The 15,161-nt window shown below is 71.7% G+C and carries 2 protein-coding genes; one reads left to right on the top strand and one right to left on the bottom strand.

The features are described 5' to 3' along the window. The first annotated feature begins 209 nt into the window (after positions 1-209). On the top strand, positions 210-13,553 hold the full coding sequence (locus H4W80_RS03125) for a Tc toxin subunit A-related protein (protein ID WP_192783669.1): 13,344 nt from the start codon (positions 210-212) through the stop codon (positions 13,551-13,553). 276 nt (positions 13,554-13,829) lie between these two features. On the opposite strand, the gene H4W80_RS03120 is transcribed toward H4W80_RS03125, so the two are convergent. Next, a complete protein-coding gene (locus H4W80_RS03120; protein ID WP_192783668.1) occupies positions 13,830-15,056 on the bottom strand; it encodes a helix-turn-helix domain-containing protein in 1,227 nt (408 codons plus the stop codon). Positions 15,057-15,161: the final 105 nt, after the last annotated feature.

Raw genomic sequence — 15,161 nt, 5'->3', positions numbered from 1 at the left:
CCTTTCGGCCGGGCGTGCAAAGGTTCCCTGTCGGCCACATTTCACAGCGCGCTTCTCTGAGCTGCCTGACGGCGCCCGCCTCTGGCCACATGAGGACAGGTGGCTTGGCCGCCATATTCGTGGCGCCGTTTCTGAGCTTGTATCTGGGAGGGCGTGGACCTCTCTGTGGAGTCGGTCCGGATTACGCAGGCTTCTCTGAGGGGGGACGCATGGCGGGCAACGAGCCGCTCCCGAGCTACGAGGCACTGTTCGACGACACGAATCTCGATCACCGGCAGGAGGACGAGGCCAGGACGGTCTACTCGCCGGGGGCCTATCTCGCGGATCTCCTGGGGCTGCTCGAGACCGTTCTGGAGCAGCCGTCGCTGCTCGGCGACGACCGGCGCGCCGACCTGAAGAGGGTCCTGCTGGACGGGGAGAACACCTTCGTCGAGGCTCCCTACCTGGACATCGTCATCGAGCTGCTGGAGAGGCTCGCCGGGGACCAGCCGTACGAGCGGATGCGGCAGCGGCTGAAGCACCCGTTCGGGATGCCGTTCTCGCTGGACGAGGAGCGGTTCAAGACCTACCTGCGGCACCTCAGGACCGGACCGGACGAGCTCTACCGGATCTTCGCTCCGGTGGCCGACGCCGACACGGTGGCCCGGCTGTTCCTGGGGCTGTCCGCGGAGGCCGTCACGCATCTGACGTCGCCGGCGGACGAGGCGGGGATCAAGGCGTTCTACGGGCTCGCACCGCAGGATCCGCTGACCTCGCTCGCGGATGTGGAACGATTCAAGCAGGCGACGGGCCTGTCGGCGCTGCAACTGCGGGAGCTGCTCGGCGAGCCGGACGACCTCGTGCGGCCGCCCAAGGACTCCTACGTCAACCAGGGCAGCGGGCCGGTCACCATGTCGCCGGACGGCACGCGGCTGGAGGGTGCCACCTCCGGCTGGTACGACCGGATCAGCCGGATCGTCCGGCTGGCCAGGTGGACCGGGCTCGGCCTCAACGACCTCGACCGCGTCCTGACCACGTGCTGCGGGGGCAGGCTCGACGCGGCCGCGCTGCGGACCATCGCGCTCGCCGTGCACCTGCGGCAGGGCTACGACCTCACCATCGACGCGGTGTGCGGGCTGGTGGCGGAGGTCGAGCCGGTGCCCGAGGAGCTGCCCGCCCTGTCGGGCGACATCCTCGGCCCGCACAACAAGGACTACCGCCGCAAGCTGGCCATCGGGATCGGGACCTCCGAGAGCGACATCACGGAGACCGTGCGGCGCTACCGCGACCGCTACAGCGCCCTGGAGCCGAGCCCCTTCGACCGCGCTCCGATCGGGTCGTCGCAGATCGCGCTGCTGCGGCGGACCGGCAGGCTGACCTCGGCGCTGGGCATGTCCGCCGGGGAGCTGTTCGACCTGCTGGGGGTGCTGGAGAGCGACCCGTCGCTGTGGCGGTATTCCACGTTCTCCCTCATGGGCGGGGTCGAGCCGAAGACGCAGGACTGCTACCGCATTCTGGAGGGCGGCGACCCCGCCTCCGGCCTGTGGCTGGCCCAGACGCTGCTGGCGGTCGCCCGGTGGATGCAGGACAGCGGCTTCGGCGTGCAGGAGCTGGCCGAGATCCTGGGGAGCGGGTCCAGCACGTCCGGCGGGTCCGGCGCGTCCAGCGGGTCCGGCGGGTCCGGCGGGGATGACCGGCTCGCGGTGCTGGAGGGCCTCGACCAGCGGTTCCAGGCGGTGGCCATGGAGCCGGCCATGTTCGAGGGCGAGCGCTTCGGGCCGCGGGCCGCGCAGGCCGTCCACGACGTGCTGGCGGCCCACGCCGGCGCGGTGGTGTCGGAACGCGACGCCCGGCTGCTGCGCCTCGACCCCGCCACGGTGGCCGCGGCCGCGCACGAGGCGGTCACCTCCCTCGGCATGATCGTCGACGACGACCTCGTCGGGCTGGGGCTCGGTGAGCGAATGGCCGGCAAGATCCGCGCGCAGCTCGTGTTCAGCGGACGGCTGCGCGCCGACGGCACGCTCGTCACCGAGGGCATGCCCGAGACCGACTACGCCCTGAACCTGGAGCGGGACTTCACGTCGTTCAAGGAGGCGCTGTTCAAGCTGATCAACAGCGTCGGCAACGGCACCTCGTCCTTCTACCCCTCCGACCTGGCCACCGTCGGCAACCTGTCCCAGGGACAGCTCGACGAGCTTTACGACAACCTGATCTACCACGGGTACGTCGACGAAGAGGGCGCCGTACAGGATCCGGCGTTCTTCGCCGACGAGGAGAACGTCGAGGCGTTCCGCGTCAACGCCGGCCTGTCCGACGTGGCCCCCGAGGTGCTCACCCTGCTGCGCCGGCGCGTCGACGCCTTCCGCGCCGAGCCGCTCGTCCTCGACACCGGGCTTCTCACGGGGCTGCGGCTCAGCGAGGCGCGGCTGGCCAGGCTGATGGACGGGCTGCGCTTCAACGGCTACATCGACGAGAACGGCCGCTATCTGGACAAGCAGGCGCTGGCCGCGCTCCAGCCCGCCGACTTCGCGCTGCCGCCCGAATTCCACCCGCACCGCAGCGCCGTGCTCGACGCCGCGAAACGGCAGATCGGCGAGCTGGCGGCCGAGCTTTTCACCTTCACCCCCGAGGACTTCACCGAGGTCGCGGACCTGGCGATGGCGCAGCGGGCGATGGCCGCGATGGAGGGCACCTACCTGAGCGACGGCTGGCCGGTCGCCGAGGTGGAGACGCTCGGCGACGGGTTCACCGCGGCCGAGACCGGCCTCGTGGCCAGGCGGGTCGCCGAGTGCGCGCAGGACGAGCGGCCGTACCGGATCCACCTGGAGGCGCTGGGCGAGCTCGGCTTCGACGACGAGCAGCAGGGCCTGGTCGTCGAGGAGCTGATCGCGCGGGGACACCTCACCGACGGCCTGTCCGTGCCGCGAGAGGCGGTCCCCTTCTTCGCCAACCCCGCGAACGTCGTCAGCTTCGCCCTGCAGGGGCTGGAGGACTTCGAGCGGGACGTGTTCTTCCTGCTGCACGCGGTCGCCGTGGCGCTCGCCGAGGCGGTCGAGGAGGTGACCGCCGCGCTGGAGAGCCGCGCCGGGCAGCAGCAGGAGGCGCTGACCTCCGCGCTGGCCGACGCGTTCGGGGTGCCCCAGGAGAGCGCCGCGGCGATCTGCGCGGGCGTCGCCGGCGGGCTGCCCGAGGCGATGGAGATCCTCATCCCGCCGGTCATCGCCGTCCCCCGGCGGCTGTCGGATCCGCACTTCCAGGCCGCCTACGAGCGCATCCGCCGCTTCGCGCGGCTGGCCGGCAAGCTCGGCATGGACGAGACCGAGGTCGCCGTCGCCTTCCACGACCAGGACCTGACCGGCAAATACCCCGAACCCCTGGCGCTGCCGCCGGGCGTCGACGTCGTCGACGCGGTGCTGCACAGCTCCGACGGCCGCATCTACGTGTTCGCCGGCGACGTCTACTGGGCCTACTCCGCCGACACGTACGCCCTGCTCGACCCCAGGCCCAAGGCGCTGACCGAGCTGTCGCCCCGGCTCACCGGGCTGACCCGGGTCGACGCCGCCTTCGCCTTCCCCGGCGGCGCCGAGTGGATCGTCGGCCGCGCCGTCGAGCGGAACGAGGGTGACGAGGCCCCCGATCGGGAGGTGTCGCGGCTGTTCGTCAAGGAGCCGGGCAGCATCCGCTGGGCGCCCCGTGACCAGCTGTGGGGCAAGGTCAGGAACAACTTCGAGGCCCCGCGCCGGATCGACAGCGCGTACGTGGACGAGAACGGCAGAACCTACCTGTTCTGCGCCGACCAGTACATCCGATATTCAACCCCCGACTTCACGACCGTCGACGAGGGCTACCCGCGCGGTGTCGCCGAGTGGTGGCAGGCCGAGGGCCACGACACGCCGCTGCCCGAGGCGTTCACCGGAGCGCTCGACGCGGCCTTCCAGGACGTGGACGGGCATGTCCACCTGTTCGCGGGCGGCCGCTACTTCGAGATCGGCGGGCAGGAGCAGCCGATCTCCGCCCGGTGGGGCCGCATCCGCAACGCCTTCGACGGCGCGCGGAGCCTCGACGGCGCGTTCACCGGCCCCGACGGCAGGACGTACCTGTTCCGCGGCGACCAGGTGGCCCGTTACACCGACAGCGTGGAGAACGACGGCGTGCGGGTGGACGACGGCTATCCGCGGCGGATCGAGAGCGAGTTCGCCCGGCTGCCCGGCGAGTTCCACACCGGCGTCGAGGCGGCCTTCACCGAGCCCGGTTCGGGGATGGTGCACCTGTTCAAGGACGGCAGGACGGTCTCCTTCTCCGCCTCCGGCGGCGGCGTGCCGCAGCCGACGGCCGAGCGCTGGGGCAAGGTCGCCGACGTGCTGGCCGGCGGCGCCGTGGACGCCGCGCTCGTGGGCATGGACGGCAAGACGTACCTGTTCAGCGGCGAGAGGTACATCCGCTACTCCGGCGCCGACTACGCCGTCGTCGATCTCGGCTACCCGCGCCGGATCGCCGGTGACTGGGGAGGGCTGCGCAAGGTCGGCGCCGCCTTCGTGATGGACGGCAGGACGTACCTGTTCGGCCAGGGCGGTCACCTGTTCGACGTGCCGCTCGCCCAGGAGCCGGAGCTGAACGAGGGCCGCCTGTCGCCCGCGCTGCGCCGCCACTTCCTGGAGCACGGCCTGACCCTGGCCGAGAGCGCCACCGTCACCGCCGAGGGCACGGACGAGTACCGGACCTGGCACGTCGGCACCGAGCAGGGCATCGCGCTGACGCTCCGCAGGAACCCGCTGCGCATCCAGGTGCACGCCGACGGCGGCGACTTCCACGTCCGCTACTCCACCAGGGACTACGCCACCCCGGACGCCGGCTACCCCAAGCCGGTCTCCGACAACTGGTGGAACCTGCCCGCCTCGCTGGCCGCCGACCCCCGCTTCGCGGTCATCGACGCGGTCTTCACCGACGGCACCGGCCGCACGTACCTCTTCGCCGGCGACGGCTTCGTGGTGTCCGACGCGCGGCACCGCTGGTGGTCGGAGCCGCGCACGATCGCCGAGCACTGGGACAGCCTGCTGCCCTTCACCAAGGTGGACGCCGCCTTCGTCGGCAAGGACGGCCGGACCTACGCCTTCTCCGGTGACCGGTACACCCGCTTCTCCGGGGGCGACTACACCAGGGCCGACGACCGCTACCCGGCCTCCGTCCCCGCGTACTGGGGCAACGTGGTCAACCGGATCGCCCGGACGGGCCTGGTGGACGCCGCGCTGACCAGGACCGTGACGGAGGAGATCGACGGCAGGAAGGTGGACCGCCACTACACCTACCTGTTCTCCGGCGACCAGTACGTGCGTTACCTGGGCACGGAGCTCGAATACGTGCAGGACGGCTATCCGGCCGCCCTGTCCGCGCTGTCGCGGGAGCCCGGGATGGCGGCCCTGGACGTCACGCTCGACGGCGTGGACGCCGCCTTCGCCGACCGCCGCAACGTCCACCTCTTCCGCGCCGGCCGCTGCCACATCGTGTCCGACGGCCTCTACCGCCGCTACGACGACGCCTCGTCGATCGGGCTGAGCTGCGCGTTCCTGGAGGACGGCAAGCTGCTGGCGGAGGACGGCGGCGGCTGGCGCCATCGCGCGGGCGTCGAGGCCGTCGAGGGGTTCGGGTTCGCGCAGGAGACCGGCACGCCGCGGTCGCTGCGCGCGGCGCCGGAGGAGTTCCGGCGCGGGCTCGACGCCGTGCTGCGCGGCGCCGACGGCACCACGTACCTGTTCAAGGGGCCGAACTGCGTCAACACGCGGCTGAACAGGCCGTACCTCCTCGCCGAGGAGTGGGGCAAGCCACGTAACACGATTTATCAGGACAACAAGGTGGATGCGGCGTTCGTTGGCAGGGACGGCAGGACGTACCTGTTCAGCGGCGACCAGTTCGTCGTCTACGCCGACCCCGGCCCCGCCGGCACCGCCGCCCCCAACCCCGGCCTCACCATCGACGGCGAGCCCCGGCTCGTCTCCGAGCACTGGGGCGGACTGGACGACGTCGCGCTCGCGTACGTCCGCGGCACGAAGACGTACGTCTTCGAGTCGCCCGGCGAGGACGGCCGCAGGCGCTACCTCGTCTACTCCGGCACGGACTACACCGAGCCCGACGGCGAGCCGCAGATCGCCGACGAGAGCTTCTGGCAGGTGCCCGAGCAGTACCGCATACCCGGCCACCCTGTGCCCGACGCGGTGCTGTTCGCGGGCGACACCATGCTCCTGCTGCTCGGCGAGCACTGCCTGCAGTACGACGAGAGAGCCGGCGCCTGGTCCTACCCGCGCCCGATCGAGCGGCTCTGGCCCGGATTCGAGCGCGTCCTCGAGTCCAGCAGGGAGGACGGTGACGCGCTGCGCACGGCGTTCACCGCGCCGGACGGCTCGACGTACTTCTTCCTGTCCGAGCAGTACTCCCGCCATGACGGGCACGACTTCGCCCCGCTCGCCGTCATCCGCGACCGGTGGGGCAGGTCGCCGAACCCGTTCGTGCCCGACGACGCGACCGCCAGGATCGACGCCGCCTGCGTCTTCGGCGACGACACGACATTCCTGTTCTCCGGCGACCGGTATGTCCGCTACACCGGTTCCGAATACCGCTACATCGACCCCGGCTACCCGAAGAAGATCGTCGGCAACCTGCGGCGCGAGACGGCTTTCGCCAACCTGCCGGAGTCGTTCGACGACGCGGTCACCGGCCACGCGATCGACGCCGCCGTCGCCCACGGCCGCACCGCCTACCTCTTCGCCGGCGGCTCCTGCCACGTCGTCTCCCGCGCCGCGACCGCCACCCGCGACCTGGCCGTCCTCGGCCGCGTCCGGAACAACCTCGTGGAGAGGGAGAAGGTGGACGCGACGATCGTCGCCGGCGCGCACACCTACCTGTTCTCCGGCGACCAGTACGTCCGCTACACCGGCACCGCGTACGAGTACGCCGACGACGGCTACCCCCGCGCCATCCTTCCCGGCCTCGCCCTCGATCTGCGCATGCAGGACCCGCCCGCGGACTTCGCCGACGGCCTCGACGCGGCCTTCCGCACCCCGGGCCCCGCCGGCGTCGTCCACCTGATCAAGGGCGGCCTCTGCCAGCGGGTCGGCGAACCGGCCGCGCGGCCCGTCAACGCCCTGTTCGGCAAGGTGCGCAACGCCTTCGCCGACGCCGGCCACCGGCTGATCGACGCCGCCTTCGCCGCGCCCACCGGCGAGCTGTACGCCTTCAAGGGCGAGCAGTACGTCCGCTACCGTCCGGGCGCGCTGGAGTTCGTGGAGGAAGGCCACCCCCGTACCGTCCGGGACGACTGGGGCGATCTGCCGGGCCGCTTCGAGTCGGGCGTCGACGGCGCCTTCGTCTTCGAGGGCCGCACGTACCTGTGCAAGGGCGACGAATACGTACGCTACTCCCGCGGCTATCACGAGGTGGACCGCACCTACCCGCAGCGGTTCCGCTACCGCTGGGGCGGCACGGCCGACTACCGGCTGAGCGATGTGCACACGATCTCCAGGTTCGTCGACCTCGCCCGCCGGCACCCGGACGGCCTGGCCGCCTTCCTGCTGGACCCGCCGGCCGTGGTGCAGGACCCGTACGCCTACCTGGCAGACCTGTTCGGCTGGGACGTCGACGAGATCAGGTGGGCCAAGCGCAACGCCGCGCTCCTGACCGCCGAGCCCGAGGCCATCGCGGCCGCGGCGGTGAGCGCCGCGCCGGTGCGGTGGGAGGAGGACCGCTTCGAGGTCGAGTTCCTGCTCCGCCTGGTCGAGCTGTTCACGCTCACCGGCCGGATCGGGGAGGCCCCGTCCGCGCTCTACACCGACGTGTGGCGGCCCGCCTTCGGCGAGGCGCCCGCCCTGGCGGCCGCGAACACCGCCCTCTACGGGATCATGGAGCGCCTGTATCCAGGCGAGTGGGAGGCGCTGTCGGCCGCCGTCCACGACGAGATCAATGTACTCAAGCGCGACGCCCTCGTCTCGATCGTCCCGGGCACCCCGGGAGAGCTGTACGAGCTGCTGCTGGCCGACGTCGAGATGGGCGGCCAGGGCCGCACCTCGCGGGTGCGCGAGGCCATCGCGGCCGCCCAGCTCTACGTGCACCGCTACCTGCTCGACCTGGAGCGGGTGACGGTCGCGAGCGGGCGGGACCCGGAGGAGATCAGGCGGCGGATCAGGACCTGGTGGGCGTGGCTGAAGAACTACCGCCTGTGGGAGGCCAACAGGAAGGTCTTCCTCTACCCGGAGAACTACCTGCGCCCCGAGCTGCGCGGCTCCAAGACGCCCGCCTTCCGCGCTCTGGAGGACGACCTGCTGCAGGGCGAGATCACCCAGGAGAAGGTGGAGCAGGCCTACAAGCGCTACCTCGACGAGTACACCGAGGTCTCCAGGCTCGCGATCGCCGGCGGCTACGTCTACCGCGCGGACGGCGCAGAGGCGGGCGTGCGGCGGCTGGTGCTGTTCGGCAGGACCAGGACCGAGCCGAGGCGCTACTACTGCCGCGAGGCGGAGTTCAGGGACGACGGGCGCCTGTCGGCCACCTGGCAGCCGTGGCTGAAGGTGGACGCGCAGGTCGAGGCCGAGATCGTCTACCCGGTGCACGCCTTCGGCCGCATCTTCGTCTTCTGGCCCACGGCCGAGGCGGTCGCGCCCGAGCCCGGCGCCCAGACCACGCTCACCGAGCAGCAGAGCGGCGACGACCGTACGCTCACCCCGCCGCCGCCCAAGTACCGCGTGCGCGTCAACTACTCCTTCCGCAACCTCAACGGCGAATGGGTGCCCTCGCAGGTCCTGCCGCTGGAGGACGTGCTGGACGCGCCCGTCGACGGCGTCAGCCTGTACGTCCAGGCCTCCGCCACCGTGCCGGTGCCGGACGGCGGCACGCACGACACCATCCTGATCACCGCCACGTACACGGTCGCCAAGCCGGAGGGCCCGCAGAAGGTGCAGTCGGCGTTCGCGCTGACCCCCGAGCTGTACGCGATCCGCGCCGAGGGCGTGCCCGAGCCGGTGCGGCCGTCCCGGCTGGAGCAGATCTTCGGCGAGCCCATCGAGGCGTCCAAGGTCGTCCAGCTGACCCTGCCGGCGGGGGCCGAGAGCGACCCGTGGATGAGCGTCGACCACAAGGGCGGCAGCTTCCTGTGCCGGCCGATCGCCCCGGAGGGCAGCGGCGAGGAGCCGCGGCAGCTGAGCGGCAATTCCGACAAGCTGCCGGTGTGGTCCCCGATCCACGCCGCGGTCGAGCTGCCCGGCGGCGTCAGGTACTTCTTCAACAACACCGGCGAGAGCGGCTCCGGCCCCTACTACGTGGAGGTCTCCGCGACCCGGGCGACCGCCACCCGCCTCGGCAAGCCGCTGACGGCCGAACGCTGGGGACACGTCGCCACCCCCCTGTACGACGACGCGGCCGGGGTCGACGCGGCCATCGTCAAGGACGGGTTCCGCTACCTGTTCTCCGGCGCGTACTACTACCGCTACTCCGGTGACCCCTTCGGCAGGATCGACGCCGGCTATCCGAAGCCGATCGCCGGCAACAAAGAGGGTTTCCCGCAGTGGGACAGGGTGGACGCCGCCGCCGTCGACGCGAACGGCGTGGAGTACTACTACTCGGCCGGGCAGCACGTGTGGCTGCGCCGGACCCGTCCCGGCAGCTCCCTGGAGACCTTCCTGCCGCCGTGGGCGATCGGCAACCCGCCGGTGGATGCGCTCCTGTTCCGCGGCGACGAGGTCTTCGTCGTGAGCGGCGACTCCTACCGGCGCGGGGACGGCCCGAACGAGCGCCCGATCCCGCTGCGGGGCAACAGGGACGGCCTGCCGCAGTCCGGCCCCGTCAGCGCCCCCTTCCGCCACGGCGAGAGCGTCTACTTCTTCAACAACGACGCCCGCACCTACCTGTCCATCACCCGCGAGCAACCCGGCAAGGGCCGGGGGCAGTCCGGCAACGGTCCCAGGGAATACGTCCAGAGCGAGCCGTCCCCCGTCAAGCCCCTGGGCGTGGCCAGGACGGCCGTCACCGACGAGGGCGTCGACGCGGCCTACGTCGTCGCCGGCACCGGCGGCCAGGACGCCACGTTGTTCCTCGCCAGGAACCTCGAGTACGTCCGCTACACGCTCAAGGACGGCGTCCCGGCCGCGCTGGCCGACCCCGGCTATCCCAAGCCCATGAGCCGCCGCGTCCGGGCCGTCTTCCGGCGCGCGGGCCTGCGCTACGTCTTCAGCGAGCAGGACTACACGGTGCTGCGGCCCGGCGAGGAGCTGGCGTCCATGGCGGAGTTCTCCCCGGTCAGCGGCAACTGGAGCGGCCTGCCCGCCGGCTGGGAGACGGGGCTGGACGGCGTGCTCGACGCCGGCGACCTCTACCTGTTCCTCGGCTCCACGTACGTCACCTACCCCTCGGCGGTGAAGGTCCAGCGGCCGTACGAGATCGCCGCGCTGCCGCACGAGGTCATCAGGCTCACCTCCAGCACGGCGTACCGGCTGAACAAGGCGCTGCTGGAGGGCGGCGTGCCCGCGCTGCTCGCGCCGGAGATCCAGGAGCTCGACGAGTTGCCGGCCTTCAGCACGCGGGTCTCCGACGCCACCACGATCCTGGTCACCGAGTCGACCGCGGAGCAGGGCGTGCCGGCCGCCACGCACCTGGACTTCAACAGCGGCAACGGCATCTACTACTGGGAGGTCTTCTTCCACGCCCCCACGCTCATCGCCCAGGCGCTCAACGCCGCCCAGCAATTCGACGACGCCCGCACCTGGTACGAGTACGTCTTCGACCCCACCACGCCGCGATACTGGCGCTTCCTGCCGTTCCTGGCGGCGGACATCGAGGCGCTGGTCAAGAGCTGCCGCGACGACCTGGCCGAGCTCTCCGTCCGAGGGGCCGACGTGGGCAAGCCGGCCGCCGACCTGGAGGCGATCCTGGTCAAGGTGGAGCCGATGGCCCCCGCCTTCCAGCACCAGCGCGAGCTGAGCCAGGCCGAGAAGGACTATCTCGCCGAGCTGCCGTCCGGCGGGCCGGCGACCGCCGGGGTGGCGCCGATCGAGGAGGCGCTCAACGCGCTGGAGGCGCCGCCGGGGGCCGGGCCGGCGCTGAAGGGCCTGCTGGAACGCGTCGCCCTGGTCGGGCGGCTGTGCCAGCAGTACGACCTCATGGGCGACCGGGCCGCGCTGTTGAAGGCGTACCTGGAGGATCCCTTCGACCCGCACGCGATCGCCGAGCTGCGTCCGCCGGCCTACCGGCGCGCGGTCGTGATGGCGTACGTCGACAACCTGCTCGACTGGGGTGACCTGCTCTTCAGGCAGTACACCGCCGAGAGCGTCGACGAGGCCAGGATGCTCTACATCTTCGCCTACGACCTGCTCGGCGAGCGGCCGCCCGAGGACCTCGGCCCGCGGGCCCTCACGCCCGCGCTCACCTACGAGGAGCTGCGCCGGGCGCCCGAGGACGACGGGCTCCCGGAGCTCACCGCGGGCGGCGCGATGCTGGAGAAGGCGGGCGAGGTGCACGCCAGCGTCGCGGGGCCGTACTTCCACGTCCCCGCCAACGGCGTCTTCCTGGAGTACTGGGACCGCGTCGAGGACCGGCTGCGCAAGATCCGGGCCTCGCTCGACATCATGGGCGTCAGCCGGCCGTTGCCGCTGTTCGAGCCGCCGGCCGACGTGATGGCGCTGGTGCGCGGGGCGGCGGCGGGAGCCTCGCTCGACCGGCTCGCCGCCGCCGCTGCCCTGCCGGTGCCGCACTACCGCTTCTCCCCCGTCTTCCGCAAGGCGCAGGAGCTGGTGGACAAGCTGCGGCAGTTCGGCGGCGACCTGCTCAGCGTGCTGGAGCGCCGCGACTCCGAGGAGCTGGCGCTGCTCAACAACCGGCACGAGGGCACGATCCTGTCCCTCACCCGCGCGGTGCGCGAGGCGGAGGTGGAGATCGCCGCCCAGGGCCTGAGCGAGGTGCAGGTCAGCGCGCAGGGCGCGCAGAACCGGGTCGACCACTACGAGGGGCTGATCGCCGCCGGGCTGACGCCGCTGGAGCAGGCCCAGCTCGGCATGATGTCCGCGGCGGTGGTCGCCCACGTGGTCGCGACCGGTTTCCAGGCCGGCGCGGCCATCGCCTCGGGCCTGCCGGACGTCCTGCTGGGCCTGTTCATCATGGGCACCAAGCTGGGCCGCGAGCAGGTGACGGAGGCCCTGGAGCACGGCGGCGAGGCCTCCTCGTCGGCGGCCGAGGCGCTGAACGTCATCGGCGAGCTGCTCGGCATCCGCGCCGAGCAGGAGCGGATGGTGGGCGACTGGACCTTCCAGCTCGCCGTCGCCCGCAACGACCTGGAGCAGCTCGGCCACCAGGTGAAGGCCGCCGAGCTCCGGCTCAAGGCCGCCCAGCGCGAGCTGCAGATCCTGGATCAGCAGATCGCCAACCAGGAGGCCGTCGGCGCCTTCATGACCGGCAAGTTCACCAACCTCCAGCTGTACCAGTGGATGTCGGGGCGGCTGGCCGGGCTGTACTTCCAGACCTACTCGATGGCGTACGACATGGCGCGCGCCGCGCAACGGTCCTTCCAGTACGAGCGGGGCGTCCCCGAGGGGGAGGCCGACTACATCCAGCCGCTCTACTGGGAGAGCCGGCGCAACGGCCTGCTCGCCGCGGAAAGCCTCGGGGTGGACCTGGAGCGGCTGGGCAAGGCGTGGGTGGAGAGCGACCGCCGCGGCCTGGAGATCATCAAGAAGGCGTCGCTGCTGGCGCTGGACCCGGTGGCCGCGCTCGGCCTGCGCAACACCGGCCGCTGCGAGTTCGCCCTGACCGAGGCCCTCTTCGACCGCGACTTCCCCGGCCACTACCGCCGGCGCGTCAAGACGGTGTCGGTCACCTTCACCGGCCCGGAGGGCCCGATCGGTCTCAACGCCGTGCTGACCCAGCTGGACAGCAGGACGGTGCTCGCGGCCGATCCCAAGGCCGTCAAGTACCTCCTCGACCCCAAGGGCCCGATGCCGGCGACGTTGCGCGCCGACTGGCGCGGCGGCCAGCAGATCGCGCTGTCGGACCTGGAGGAGTACAAGGACAACAACGGCCTCTTCGACCTCCGCTACGACGACGACCGTTACCTTCCCTTCGAGGGCACCGGCGCGGTCTCCCGGTGGCGCCTGGAGCTGCCTTCCGGCGGCTCCCCGCAGCTCATGGACGTCACCATCACCGTGAAGTACTCCGCCGAACAGGGCGGCGAGCTCTTCGCCGGCGCGGTCAAGGGCATGCTCAAGCCCTATGCCACGGCTCGCTACTGCGACATCCCGGCGGAGTTCCCCGAGGAGTGGTCCGCGTTCCTCGACGGCTCCGACGACACGCTGACCCTCCCGTTCACGCCGGACATGTTCCCCGGCATGACCGGCCGCGCCATCACCGGCGTGTACGCCCTGTACTCGCCGGCCGGGGACGGCTCGGCCCGCTTCCTCATCAACGGCGAACGACGCCTGACGCTCAACGAGGGCAAGCTCCTGCCGACCCCCGGCCTCACCGCCGGGACCTGGCGCCTGGTCCTGGAAGGTGACAAGTCCGCTCTCGAGGGTCTCGGCCTGATCCTGTCCTACCGCGCCCGCTAGCGCGGCCTTCCCGTGCCCCCGCCAGTCCCGGCCCGGGGGCACGGGCCATACCGCGGCCGTCGGATGCGGGCGCGCAAAGTTGCAGAATCCTCGAAATGCGTCATCCGCCGTGCGCCGGTCGGATATCTCTGAAAACAGAACAGAATCAGGCGATCTCGCCTCGGGTCAGAGCGTTTCCACTACATCCGGGCCGGCTCCGACTCCCCGGTGGTCCGGATCGCGCCCGGCGGCAGGTCAGTGTGCTGGTGCGCTACTTCCGTAGGCGGTCCATGGCCCCTATGACCGGGTCTCGCCGCCAGTCCGAGCCAGCGACTCGGCGGCGTGGCGCCAGATCTCCGCGGCCAGGTCGAAGTTGGCGCGCTCCTGCGCCTGCTCGGCCAGCGTCCGCAGGCCCCGCATGCCTTCGTCCTGCTTGCCGTCCAGCAGCAGGAGCTGGTTGCGCAGCACGTCCAAGCGGACCTGCTCCTGGTAGCCCAGGTGGTCGTGCGCGTCGGCGAGCCGGTCGAGCAGGGCGCGGGCTTCGTCGGTGTGCCCGGTGTGGAAGGCCAGGCGGGCGCGCAGCGCGAGCAGTTCCTGCTCGACCGTGGGAGTGCCGGCGAACGGCAGGCACGCCTCGACCTCCTCGATCCGGCGCCGCGCGGGCTCGGTCTCGGGCGGGGTGAGGTTGAGGTGGAGGCGGGCCGCGACGATGCGCAGCCGCACCCACATGGCCGGGTCGAGGCGACCTTGGAGCTGCTCCAGGGCGTCGTTGACCAGCTTCAGCGCCACCTGGGGCTCGCCCTGGCGCAGCCGTACGCCGGCCACGGTCCACGCCGCCTCCGCCAGGAGCCTGCCGGCGGGCAGGCCCGCGGCCACGTCGAGGAGTTCGTCGGCGTGCTGCCGGGCCTCGGCCATCCGGCCCGCCTCGGCCAGCGAGGACACCAGCGCGAGGAGGGTGTCGGCCACGATGTGTGGTGTCAGGCCCTCCTCGGCTGCCAGGCGGTAGGCGCCGATCGCGGTCTCGACCGCGGCCGGCACCTGGCCCGCCTCGCGTTGGGCGCGCGCCAGCCGCGCCCGGGCTCGGGCGCGCAACTCGGGCAGGCCGAGCTCTTCGGCGAGCGCCACCAACGCGTCCAGGCAGACGCGTTCCTCGGCGTGCTCCCTGTTGCGGCGTCGCCATTCGGCGACTTGCCACAGCGCTTGCCAACGCAGCAAAGGGTCCTCGCTGCCCGCCGTACGCAGGGCTCGGGCCAGCAGCTCGCCCGTCTCCTCCACGTCGAGTCCGACGGTGGTGGCCAGGCTGCGCGCCAGCGACCAGTCCGGAGGTTCGGCCAGGTCCTCGGGGGCGACGCCGAGCTGGCGGGCCAGGTGGGCCACGGCCTCCTCGGTGGGGGGCCGGGCCCCGGACTCCAGGCGGGAGAGGTATCCGGTGGACATGCCCTCGCCCGCGAGCTCGGCCTGGGTCAGGCCGCGTTCGGTCCTCAGCTGCTTGAGCCGTCGGCCGAAGGCGGGCTGCGTCAGCATCTGTCGTCTCCTTGCCAGGTCGGAGCGCGGGCCGAACGGCCCTCTGCCGCAGCTCATGCTAGCCGCCCCCACCTGCGCTGGCAAATGCTTGCCAAGGCTTCTGAC

This window comes from Nonomuraea angiospora (assembly GCF_014873145.1).
Lineage (GTDB): Bacteria > Actinomycetota > Actinomycetes > Streptosporangiales > Streptosporangiaceae > Nonomuraea > Nonomuraea angiospora.
This window is presented reverse-complemented; position numbering and strand designations above follow the sequence as displayed.

Bases quoted from the DNA above. Each gene is read 5' to 3' on its own strand.
- H4W80_RS03125 (WP_192783669.1), top strand. From the start codon at position 210: ATGGCGGGCAACGAGCCGCTCCCGAGCTACGAGGCACTGTTCGACGAC.
- H4W80_RS03120 (WP_192783668.1), bottom strand. From the start codon at position 15,056: ATGCTGACGCAGCCCGCCTTCGGCCGACGGCTCAAGCAGCTGAGGACC.